Origin of the sequence: Novosphingobium barchaimii LL02 (genome assembly GCF_001046635.1) — a bacterium.
GTDB classification, from domain to species: domain Bacteria; phylum Pseudomonadota; class Alphaproteobacteria; order Sphingomonadales; family Sphingomonadaceae; genus Novosphingobium; species Novosphingobium barchaimii.
The window spans coordinates 300,201-311,580 of the sequence record NZ_KQ130457.1; the positions used below are offsets into that span (position 1 = coordinate 300,201).

Consider the following 11,380-nt stretch of genomic DNA (forward strand, 5'->3'; position numbering starts at 1 on the left):
TGATTTTTCCTTCGAATCGCGCGCCGTGGTTCGTCTTGTGCACAGCCCGGGAATTTGCGCAATAAAAGGAATGCACCTTGGGCATTGACTAAATACGCTGTATCGACAAGCGCGAAGTGTGAGAGGAAGCTCGCCCCAAGGAGGCACGATGTCCAGGTTTGAAGGAAAGGTCGCCATCGTTACTGGCGGCGCGAACGGGATCGGCGAGGCGACTGCGTCCCGCTTTCTCGCAGAAGGCGCGACAGTTGTGATCGCGGATCTCAGCCCGCCCGCACGGCAGGACAGCGCTGCGACTTACATCGCCACCGATATGACCAGCGCGGAGCAGGTTGCCGCACTCGTCGACGCCACGACCGAGGCTTTCGGGAGGATCGATATCCTCGTCAACAATGCCGGTATCGGGGCGCTCGCGGAAACGCCGGACATGCCGGAAGAATTGTGGGATCGCGTATTCGCGGTCAATACCCGGGCGATCTTCCTGGCGTGCAAGTTCGCCATCCCGGTCATGCGGCGACACGGCGGGGCCATCGTAAACGTCGCGTCGATTTCAGGACTTGCAGGCGATTATGCGATGGGCGCCTACAATGCGTCGAAAGGCGCCGTGATCAATTATACGCGCTCACTTGCCATGGACTGCGCGCGCGATGGAATCAGGGTGAACGGTCTATGCCCCGGGCTTGTCGAAACTGCTATGACCGCCCAGACCGTCGCACGGGAGGAGGACAAGGAAGCGTGGCTTTCCTCCATTCCCCTCGGCCGGATGGCAAGGCCGGACGAGATGGCGAGCGTGATTGCTTTTCTGGCTTCGGATGATGCATCGTACATGACCGGATCGATCCTGGCGGCGGACGGGGGGATCACCTCCCACACCGGCCAGCCCAATGTCCCGCACCGGCGCAAGCTGCGGGAACAGGCGCGCTAGGGGGAGGCGTTTGATGCGATTGCATCCTTATCATCAGGCGATCATCGACGCGAACGAGGCTGCGGGGCGACCGTATTTTCATCAGCTCCAGCCACAGGACGCGCGCTCGCTTCTGAAAGCTACCATCGCCGCTGCGCCTCCGCCCGGGGACTTGCCGGAAATGGCCAGGGTGGAAGACACAAGTATTGACGGGCCGAATGGCGCCATACCGGTGCGGCTGTATACGCCCTCGAACGCATCTGCGGGAACCTGCGTTTATTTCCACAGCGGCGGCTGGGTCATCGGCGATCTCGATCAGGCCGACGCGACGTGTCGGCGGCTTGCCGGGTCGTCAGGGTGCACGATCGTCAGCGTAGATTATCGGCTCGCTCCGGAATATGCCTATCCGGCTCCGCTGGAGGATTGCTGGGCGGCGTTGCAGTGGGCCTCGACGGCCTTTTGCGGGCCTCTTCTGATCGCGGGTGAAAGTGCGGGAGGCAACCTTGCCGCGGCGTGCGCCATTCGCGCGCGGGACAGGGGCGGCCCGGCGATTTCGGGCCAACTGCTTGCCTATCCCGTCACCGATCATGATTTCGAAACTGAATCGTACCGGACGGTGGGCGCCAGAAACTGGCTCTTGTCCACCGCTGACATGCGATGGTTCTGGGACCACTACTGTCCCGGCGGAATTGACCGCCGCCAGCCTGAGATTTCACCGCTGCATGTCCCTGCCACGGCCGGATTGCCTCCGGCTTTCGTCCTGATCGGGGAACTTGACCCCCTGCGAGACGAGGGAATCGCCTACGCCCGGCGGCTCGCGACCGGAGGCGTGAGCGTCGTCCTTCGCTGCGACGCGTCGATGGTACACGGCTATCTGGCGGCCGCTGCCGCGGTGCCTTGCGCACGCGAGGCAATCGAAGATGTCAGTCGCTGGATGCGGCTACGTATCGGAACCGAAGGTAACCCTGGATCGAATGGTATTGCTGATGACAAGTGACGGACAGGTCGTTGACCGATTTTTCGAAGGGTTGAGCTCTGGCGATCTCGATGCCGTGCTGGCATGTCTCACGCCCGATGCTCGTATTTGGCATTGCTTCGACGGCGTGGCGCAGGACAGGTCCGAGGCGCGTCAGGCTTGGCAATCGCTGATCGACAATTTTCCGATACGGATATTTGTTGATGTCCGAAGGGAAAGAACTTCGAGCGGATTCGTTCAGCAGCACATGATGATGGGCACCACCAAGGACGGCGTGAATGCCGCCTGGGCGATCTGCGCGATGATCCGGATCGAAGGCCAGCTGATCAGCCGTATCGACGAATACATCGACCGCGCGGGAAAGTTCGACCTCGCCGTGAACGGCGAGGCTCGAACGCCAGGGCTGTGATGCATCCTGCGATGGTTGTCAGGGCTTGAGTTTTGCTTTCTTGGTACGCGACGTCCGCGCGACTGTCGCACTGAAACGGCCAAGAATGAAGAATTCGACCCGTTCCTCAAGGTCGGTGTCGGACGGCACCGCAGCCGACCAGTTTGTGTAGACCATGATCGGATTGCTGCCGAGCATGAGGTCCGAAAACAGCTCCGCCGAACGGGCGTGGTTTCCTGCAGGGACGAGGCCAGCGTTCTCGAGTTCGATGAACAGCTTCTCGAAATTGCGGCGGAAACGAACGAAAATCGAAGTCGCGACGGACGCCATGAACTCCGGGAAGCGCGTGCTTTCGGCGATCATCAGGCGCATCAGGCCAATGGCATTGTCGCGATAGGTGACAGCATAGGCATACTGTCCGGCACGCCGCAACGCCAGGAAGAGGGTGTCGTCCGCTTCAAGCGTCGGCGGTTCGACAGCGGCGCCGGAATCGCGAGCGAAGATGACTTCGCGAAAGATCGCTTCCTTGTCACCAAAATGCTGATAAAGCGTGCGGGTCGCAACTCCTGAGCCGCGCGCGATGTCCACCAGCGATGTCGCGGCATACCCTTGTTGAACGAACAATTCGGTGGCGACGTCCATCACATACGCCTTGCGGCGTTCGAGTTCGTCAGCAGTTGGCCGTCCGGCTTGATTTGTCCGCTTGCGCTTGGGCTTCGTGCTCTTGGCGCGCGCGAGCCGCTTGGCAACGGAATCCTGTCCGAATGGCTTAAGATCGGAATGCATTGAATCTTGGTCCCAGCATTGTTCTCATCTGCCTAGGGGATTTTCGTTGAAGCCGAAAGCTGAAAATCGCGCGCTTGGTGGGGGAGTGGGCTGGTGCGGCAGAATGGGAAAATCCCATTCTCAAACGGTCGCTAAGACACCAGCTCGTGGCCCAGATGGCATTTGGACGAACGGGTTCAATGATGCAATGCGCGAGAAGGTATGCAAACAAGGGCGCGCGCGTGCGGTAGGCCCCGTCGCCGCGCCGTACCGAAACTATTGCCTCAGTTGCGGAACTTGATGGGGGTCGTAGGGGCCGGCATGGCCTGTCCTTTCAATTCCTAAGAACACATCAAATTGGGAGAATCGCTGACATGAAACAGCAGGACTGGCTTGGGTATCACGGCAAGCAGGTGATTGTGGTCGGGTGCCATTCGGGGATCGGCAAAGCAACCGCGCAGGCTCTGGCGGAACTGGGTGCTCACGTACACGGCATGGACTGGCAACCTTGCGATACCGATATGGCGCGGTTCACGCATGTGGATTTGCGGTCGAAGGAGAGCATCGAGGCAGCTGTCCGTGAGGTCGAGGGTTCGTATAGTTCCCTTTTCAACTGTGCGGGAATTGCCCCGGGACGGCCTCCGCTCGATGTGGTGAAGGTCAACTTTCTGGGAACGCGTTATCTCACGGCCGGCATCGCACCTGCCATAGAAGCAGGGGGGAGCATCGTGAACGTTGCTTCGACAGGCGGGATGGCCTGGCTCGAACGGTCGGCGGCTCTGGGCGAACTGATGGGGCATGAAGACTTCGATGACGCGCTGGCATGGTGCGATGAGCACGCATCACTTGTCGCGGAAGGCTACAGGTTCTCCAAGGAGGCAGCCATCTATTGGACGCTTTTCGAAGCATCGCGATACATCAAACGGGGCATCCGAATGAATTGCACGCTGCCTGGCGCCGTGGCCACGCCGATGCTGGAGGAAATCGAAAAGATCACTCCGACCGATGTGATAGACAGGGTCGCCCAACCGATCGGCAGGCGGTCCGCCGCAGTTGAACAGGCGGCGGTGCTGCTGTTTCTCAACAGCATTCAGGCCAGCTACGTTAACGGCGCGGTGGTTGCAGTTGATGGCGGCTTCACCGGTTGCGGGCTGCTGGCGCAAAGGGCCAAAGCGCCGGTCGGATGACCCACTGACGCCGTTATGCCATGCTAATAGCTAAGGGGGCGTAAAGTCTCTCGACCTTACACCCCCCTTAGCCTCAGCCATAAGGCCCTCGCGTCAGCGAGATCCGAATGCGTACCGAAGTGTCACGCCCAGTTCACGCGGACGCGTGGACCGCACTACATCGTAGCCGGACGCGGCCGCAAAGGATGGATACACGGAATTGAACGTTGCGATGCGCGATAGTTCAACCTTCTGGTTAAAGACGTTCTTCGCGTAGAAGCCCAGGTCCCACGCTCCGCCAGAACCGGCCAGTCCGGCGAAGAGATCGACCAGCGCGTACGATTTCGCCTCGCGGAATGACCCGTCCGTCTGGCGGAAATTACCAAAGTTCGGATTCTTGCCTTGGTAATTCACGTTGAAACGGAAGTAACCGCCGATGGCATCCGTAATCGGCAGGTCGTAGCTGCCATTCACGGTCGCCTGGAAGGGCGCGAGGGCATTGAGAACCTGACCCTTGGCGGAGCTGCAGAAATGGATCGGGTCCCCTTCGGTCGGCAGCACGCCGTCATTGCACGGAACCTGCCCGCCCCGCGACTTGATCTTGGAGTAGCTGATATTCGCGCCCAAGTTCAGGTTTTCGATGGGTCTGGCGCCAATCTCGACTTCAAATCCGCGAACGCGCGCGTCGATGTTGCGGTAGAATGCGAGGCTGGTCTGCGCGACGCGCCCGCTCACCGTGTTGAAGTAGTTGATGCCTTCAAAGGCGGTAAGCTGATTCTTGTAGTCCAGCTGGAACGCGGATGCGTTTATCCGGAATGCGCGTCCGAACGTCGCTTTAACACCGACTTCATAGGATTTCGCCTTTTCGGGCGATGGGGTCACGAAGTCGTCAGGCAGACCAGGGTTGTTGAGCGCCGGAAGACCAGTGCGGAAAGAACTGCCTGTCGTCGCATAAACAAGAAGTTCGTCGTTGATCTTACGCGAAAGTGAGAAATTATAGATTGCGGCGGTGTACTTGTCGTTGTTGGCCTGCGTTGCGTTCCGGAAGCCATCGGGAATGCCAACTTCGCATACGACGCCGGATGTATAGACCGGGCTGGCGATTGCCCCGGGCGCCGCGAAGGGGCAAAGCGCGCGTGACGGCAGGCGGGGGTCCGTGAATGCGTTGAAGGCGGCAAACGTCTTGATGTCGACGTCCACGGGTATGCGGTCGCGAATGATGGCGAACCCGCCGCTCAGCTCGGTCTTGTCATCAGGATGCAGTCGAATATTACCGTAGAAACTGTCAAATACCTGGCCGATCTGAATTCTGGTCGCGCTGTTGAGCACATAGCGGTCGTTGGGCACGGTTATGTTGCCGGGAACGGCGGATATCGGGCTTCCAAATGCGCCCGGCAAATAGGTGGGCGAATCGAAGCTCTGAACGCCGCTACTGCGCTTCGAAAACCAGCCAATGTCGTATTCGAACGGGCGATCGGGATCCGGCATGGATGAAATGCGAATTTCATGCGTGCGGAACTTCGGCTTGCCGATGTAGCCGGGCGAAGCAAATGCCTCGAACCCAGGTAGAATGTTCAGCGGATCGACGGCGTTGTGGGAATCCGGGCTGGTGTTCATCTGGTTACCATAATTGTAACTCAGCTTGTGCCCGAATACTTCCCAGGTCGCGTTGATTGTCAGCAGATCGACGTGCTGGTTTATCTCGGAGGGCAGATCCTGGACCGATGCCTGATCCTTGACCGATAGTGCCGGCCCATTGAAATTGGCGGGGATGTTCAGGGCGGCGAGCCCGGGGCTTCCGGTCCCTGCAACCTGCGAGTAAACGAGACTTTGCGTCCGCCGGCGTTGGTACATTCCCACGATCGAGACAGTATCGGTCGGATTGAACAGAACCGTGGCGCGGTAGCTTCGGTCCTTGAACTTCGGCTTGACGGAACTGTTGACGCTGAAAACGCGGGTTCCGTCACTGTCTTCTATGTTGGTGGCAAGACGGACCGCAAGAACATTCTTGATAATCGGCACGTTGATAGCGGCTTGCAGATCCCGATGGTCGCCAGAGCCATAAAGTCCCTGGACGTAACCGCCAAGTTCTTCGAGATCGGGGCGTCGGGTGGTGATCGTCACCGCGCCGGAGATCGAGGGTGCGCCGCGCGTGGTGCCCTGCGGACCGCGCAGCACTTCGATCTGGCCAACATCGAAAAGCGACGTGATGGTGTTGCCGGGATCGAACGGAGCATCATTGAAGTAGATCGGCGTCGCCGGCGTGCCCGAACCGGGCTGCCAAGTGACCCCGCGCAGGGTGATCGCCGTGCTGGAGCCATTCGAAACGAGGGTGAGGCCGGGAGCGAGCTTTGAAACTTCCTCCACGTTCGTAATAGCCAGCTTCTGGAGGTTGGAGCCGGTAACGACCTGGACGCTGACAGGCACGTCCTGCAGGCTTTCGGATTCGCGCCGGGCATTGACGATAATTTCCCCGGTATCCACGGCGGCGTCCTGGGCGCGGGCGATCGTCGGTGCAGATACGGTCAGCATCGTCGTGACCAACAGCGAACGCAGAATTCTAGATGACATCAAGCTCTCTCCCCTCGGCCACGTACAGCGGTTCACTGCGAACCACTGCCATGACATCTTTAGCGATATGACCAAGCTGCCGCACCACATGCAGCACCCGTTTTTATTACATATGCCTATGTGCATTCGCATTTTGCCGAGGCTTCGTCAATGCGGGGCTGCGCGGTGTCATCGCCTTGACCGAAAGGCGTGGCCAAGCTGCAACAATCCATTTTACAACCGGACTGGAGTGTTCTCATCAAGGCCGGGCGCCAGGAGATGAACCGATTTCCTTTATGAAGGAGATTACATATCCAGAATTGCATTATGTGCGTTACGGTGTGTAACATGGGGCCGCGCCAGAGTCGTGCAAACAGCCGACTGGGCAAGTCTGGAGAGGCAAAATGGAAATTCGGTTGTTGATCAAAGGCGGCACGATCGTCGATGGAACAGGTCAGCCTGCATATCGCGCGGATCTGCGAGTAGCCGACGGGAGGATTGCCGAGATCGGCACGGACCTCTCGCCGACCAGAGGTGAGCGTATCGTCGATGCAACCGGCTGCCATGTGGCTCCCGGCTTCATCGAAACGCACAATCACTGGGACGGCGGGGTGTGGTGGAATCCGAACCTCGAACCGCTTCCCGGCTACGGAGCGACCACGTCCATCAACGGGAATTGCGGTTTCTCGCTTGCTCCTGCCCCGCAGGCCGAGGAGGACGTTTCCGATGTGATCAATATCTTCAATTATTTTGAGGATATTCCCGAAGAGCCGATGCGCAGCGTCGTGCCCTGGGACTGGAGCAAATGGAGCGAGTACAAGGCCTCGATGCAGGCGAAGGTGAAGCTGCCGCTCCATTTCGCAGCTTTCTGCGGCCATATTCCGCTGCGCTTGTGTGCCATGGGTCAGGACGCCTGGAACCGCGCTGCAACGGCGCAAGAAATCGAGCGCATGTGCGAATTGCTGGAAGATGCGCTCGCTGCCGGGGCAATGGGCCTGTCATCCAATTTCCTGGACTACGACAAGGACGAGCGGCCCCTGCCGTCGCAGCAGGCCGACGATGCCGAAATCACCGCACTGATGCGCGTGCTTAAGCGATATCCCGGGACGACCTTCCAGGTCATCCTCGATTACTTCATGCGCAAGACCGCCAACGTATCCCTCGAGCGTTTCGGGCAGCTTGCCAAGGCCGAGGGAATCCGCATGCAGTGGGCGGGTATGCCGACTTTGGAGTTCATGGCCGACCAGTTGCCTCGTGCCAAGGAACTGCATGAACAGTTCAAGGCCGAAGGGCTCGATATCTACACCGCCTTTAACGTCATATCGCCCACTTCCGTCATCAATTTCGGCCGGACTCTGGTGTTCGGGCAGAATGGCAATCCCGTCTGGCAGGAACTGGTGAATACGCCCGGATGGCCTGCAAAGGCCGCGATGCTGTCCGATCCGGCATGGCTGGACCGTGCGCGCGTTTCCTGGGACAATCAGTTCTCGCACTCGATCCTCCATGACCCGTCGGCCAATCTGCTGCGGGAGAGCGAATCCGGGTTCGGCCCTACGGGCGTCACGCTTGCCGATTATATGGAGCAGACCGGCATTGCCCACGCTTCCGACGCGCTGGCGGAATGGGTTTTGAATAACGGCCAGGAATCGACGGTCCTTAAAAAGAGCTGGGAAAAGGACGAGGACGTTCTCAACGACCTGCTGGTCGATACGCATTCGCTGGCGAACGTCAGCGATGCAGGGGCCCACGGCAAACTGTTTTGCGGGGCAGGGTACAATGTCTTCCTTTTGACCGACTACGTCCGGGACCGGGGCATCATTTCGATCGAGCAGGGTGTTCACATGCTAACCGGCAGGCTTGCCGATTTCTTCGGGCTGCATGATCGCGGCGTGCTGGAAGTCGGGAAGGTGGCCGACATCACGGTGTTCGACCTCAACGAGATCGAGATGCGTCCAGAGAAGAAGATCTTCGATGTATGGGACGGAACCGGCGGGCGGACCTATCGCTACACCCGGGACCCGGCGCCGATGCGGTTGACCCTGGTGGCAGGCGAGCCGACGTTCGATCAGGGTGAGTTTACAGGCCGTTATCCCGGCCAGTTCATTGGCCCGGTCGCCGGCGAGCACGAAGGCAACTCGGAGGCCGTGGCCATTGCAGCCGAGTAGCGGGGTTCTGCGGGGCTGCGCGCAAGGTCAAGAGCGTAAAGCCGGCAGCCGCGAGCGTTTGCTCGCGGCTGCCGGCAAGGCGTTTGCCGCGGCAGGGTATTTTGCCGTCTCAGTGGAAGACATCGCCTTGAAAGCCGGTGTCAGCCGGATGACGTTCTATCGTAATTTCGGCAGCAAGGCAGCGCTGGCGGGGGACCTCTTCCGCGAAAACGGGCGCGCCGCGATGCCTCGCCTGTTATCTATAGCCGGGCGAAACTATCGCGATCACGCTGCGGTTGCAGAGTGGATCGGCGTGCTGTTCGAAGCGGATCGGTCGAGCAGCTGCTTACTTAGCGTTTTTGTGCAGGCCAGCGTGCTCGATCCAGAATTCGCAGCGCGTGCGAGGGAATTCGTCGGTGAAATCATCGACGGGTTGGGGACAGGGATCCCGGCGTTTCGCCTCGACCCGCGAAAGCCGTGCGACCGCCGGCGATGGCTTGAAGCGTGGTTGGTGATTTACGAGATTCTCGATCAGGGTAATCATGCTGCACGGGGCGGTGAGATCGCCAACGATCCTCTCGTGATTGACATCCTCGCGTCGCGCTTCGTTCGGTTCGTATCGGTTACGGATATTGCCGCCGTCCATATGCATGAAAGGCCGGATCGGGCTTTCGATGCGGGCGAGAAGGGCGCTTGCAGGGCCAGCAAGCCGCACGCACCCTGAAATAGAATGCGCCTTGCGAGACTCATTAATTTTATGCATGAGCGCTGCAACCGGCCTTGAGCCGCAAATGTCCGTGATGGCGGTTCTTGAATGAGAGGACAGATCGCATGAAGATCATCGTGCCCGTAAAGCGGGTCATCGACTATAACGTGAAGCCGCGGGTCAAGGCCGACGGCACGGGTGTTGACCTTGCCAACGTCAAGATGAGCATGAACCCGTTCGACGAGATCGCGGTGGAAGAAGCCATCCGTATCAAGGAAGCGGGCAAGGCTGAAGAGATCATCGCGGTCTCGGTCGGGCCGGCCAAGGCTGCCGAAACCCTGCGTACCGCGCTTGCCATGGGCGCCGACCGGGCGATCCTGATCGAGACCGACGCGGAGGTCGAGCCGCTGGCCGTCGCCAAGATCCTGAAAGCCATCGTCGGCGAAGAAAACCCCGGCCTGGTGATCCTTGGCAAGCAGGCGATCGATGACGATTCGAACCAGACCGGCCAGATGCTCGCCGCGTTGCTGGGCCGCCCTCAGGGCACCTTCGCCAACAAGATCGAGATCGACGGCGAGCAGGTTGTCGTCACCCGCGAAGTCGACGGCGGTCTCGAAACGGTGAAGCTGACGCTTCCCGCCATCGTCACCACCGACCTTCGCCTGAACGAGCCGCGCTATGCTTCGCTGCCCAACATCATGAAGGCAAAGAAGAAGCAGCTCGATACCAAGAGCCCCGCCGACTACGGGGTCGACATCACGCCGCGTCTCAAGACCCTCAAGGTTTCCGAGCCGCCGGTGCGTTCCGCAGGTATCAAGATCGCTGACGTCGACGCCCTCGTCGCGAAGCTCAAGGAAATGGGAGTAGCCTGAAATGAAGACTCTTGTTTGGGTTGAGCACGACAACGCTGTCGTCAAGGACGCCACCCTCGCCGTCGTCACCGCCGCTGCCAAGCTGGGTGAAGTGCATCTGCTGGTTGCAGGGTCTGGCTGCCGCGCCGTGGCCGATGCCGCTGCGCAGATCGCCGGTGTGGGCAAGGTCCACCTCGCCGACAACGCCGCCTACGAGCATGGCCTGGCCGAAAACGTCGCCCCGCTCGTCGCCGAGCTGATGGGCCATCACGATGCCTTCGTGGTGCCCGCCACCACCACCGGCAAGAACATCGCGCCGCGCGTTGCCGCGCTGCTCGATGTGATGCAGATCTCGGACATCCTCTCGGTCGAGGGCGAGAAGACCTTCACGCGTCCGATCTATGCCGGTAACGCCATCGCCACCGTGGAATCGAGCGATGCCAAGCTGGTCATCACCGTGCGCGGCACCGCCTTCGCCAAGGCGGAAGCCACGGGCGGTTCGGGCACGGTCGAAGACGTGTCGGGCGCCGGTGATGCCGGCCTGTCCGCGTTCGTTGGCGCAGAGCTTGCCAAGTCCGAGCGTCCCGAACTGACCAGCGCGAAGATCATCGTTTCCGGCGGCCGCGCGCTGAAGGATTCGGAGACTTTCGAATCGATCATCCTGCCGCTGGCGGACAAGCTGGGCGCCGGCGTTGGCGCATCGCGCGCCGCGGTCGATGCGGGTTATGTGCCCAACGATTATCAGGTTGGCCAGACCGGCAAGATCGTCGCACCGGAAGTCTACATCGCCGTCGGCATCTCGGGCGCGATCCAGCACCTTGCCGGCATGAAGGACTCCAAGACCATCATCGCCATCAACAAGGACGAGGACGCGCCGATCTTCCAGGTCGCCGATATCGGCCTGGTCGCTGACCTGTTCACTGCCGTACCGGA

10 protein-coding genes are annotated in these 11,380 nt (G+C 60.1%); 8 read left to right on the forward strand and 2 right to left on the reverse strand.

Going from position 1 to position 11,380, the window contains the following annotated elements:
* Nucleotides 1-148 precede the first annotated feature (148 nt).
* From V474_RS20205 to V474_RS25130, 3 genes are read left to right on the forward strand one after another with little or no spacing between them, the layout of a single operon-like run.
* Complete coding sequence (locus V474_RS20205; RefSeq protein ID WP_059153204.1) at nt 149-922, forward strand: SDR family NAD(P)-dependent oxidoreductase; 774 nt, start codon at nt 149-151, stop codon at nt 920-922.
* Between the two features lie 13 nt (nt 923-935).
* Nucleotides 936-1,898 (forward strand): alpha/beta hydrolase, encoded by a 963-nt coding sequence (locus tag V474_RS20210; protein ID WP_059153205.1) that lies wholly within the window; start codon nt 936-938, stop codon nt 1,896-1,898.
* The gene (locus tag V474_RS25130) at nt 1,888-2,286 is read left to right on the forward strand and encodes a nuclear transport factor 2 family protein (RefSeq protein WP_169795115.1); all 399 of its coding nucleotides are present in this window, start codon (nt 1,888-1,890) and stop codon (nt 2,284-2,286) included. The genes V474_RS20210 and V474_RS25130 overlap by 11 nt, the downstream gene beginning before the upstream one ends.
* Nucleotides 2,287-2,304: 18 nt before the next feature.
* Here V474_RS25130 and V474_RS20215 read toward each other — a convergent pair whose 3' ends face one another.
* Nucleotides 2,305-2,907 carry a TetR/AcrR family transcriptional regulator gene (locus V474_RS20215; protein WP_169795116.1) on the reverse strand — a complete coding sequence of 201 codons (603 nt, stop codon included), beginning with the start codon at nt 2,905-2,907 and terminating at the stop codon, nt 2,305-2,307.
* 497 nt (nt 2,908-3,404) lie between these two features.
* Between V474_RS20215 and V474_RS20220 the strand changes: the two genes are divergently transcribed.
* A complete protein-coding gene (locus V474_RS20220) occupies nt 3,405-4,217 on the forward strand; it encodes a coniferyl-alcohol dehydrogenase (RefSeq protein ID WP_059153207.1) in 813 nt (270 codons plus the stop codon).
* A gap of 93 nt (nt 4,218-4,310) precedes the next feature.
* Here V474_RS20220 and V474_RS20225 read toward each other — a convergent pair whose 3' ends face one another.
* The gene (locus V474_RS20225; protein WP_169795117.1) at nt 4,311-6,728 is read right to left on the reverse strand and encodes a TonB-dependent receptor; all 2,418 of its coding nucleotides are present in this window, start codon (nt 6,726-6,728) and stop codon (nt 4,311-4,313) included.
* A gap of 422 nt (nt 6,729-7,150) precedes the next feature.
* Here V474_RS20225 and V474_RS20230 point away from each other — a divergent pair, with 422 nt between their 5' ends.
* The 4 genes from V474_RS20230 to V474_RS20245 all read left to right on the forward strand — a co-directional run.
* Nucleotides 7,151-8,911: an N-acyl-D-amino-acid deacylase family protein gene (locus tag V474_RS20230; RefSeq protein ID WP_059153209.1), complete on the forward strand. Its 1,761-nt coding sequence runs from the start codon at nt 7,151-7,153 to the stop codon at nt 8,909-8,911.
* Nucleotides 8,898-9,614 carry a TetR/AcrR family transcriptional regulator gene (locus V474_RS20235; RefSeq protein ID WP_169795118.1) on the forward strand — a complete coding sequence of 239 codons (717 nt, stop codon included), beginning with the start codon at nt 8,898-8,900 and terminating at the stop codon, nt 9,612-9,614. Before V474_RS20230 ends, V474_RS20235 begins: the two co-directional genes overlap by 14 nt.
* Nucleotides 9,615-9,721: 107 nt before the next feature.
* Nucleotides 9,722-10,468 (forward strand): electron transfer flavoprotein subunit beta/FixA family protein, encoded by a 747-nt coding sequence (locus V474_RS20240; protein WP_059152816.1) that lies wholly within the window; start codon nt 9,722-9,724, stop codon nt 10,466-10,468.
* Between the two features lies 1 nt (nt 10,469).
* On the forward strand, nt 10,470-11,380 hold a 911-nt coding region (locus V474_RS20245; protein WP_059153211.1), incomplete at its 3' end, for an electron transfer flavoprotein subunit alpha/FixB family protein.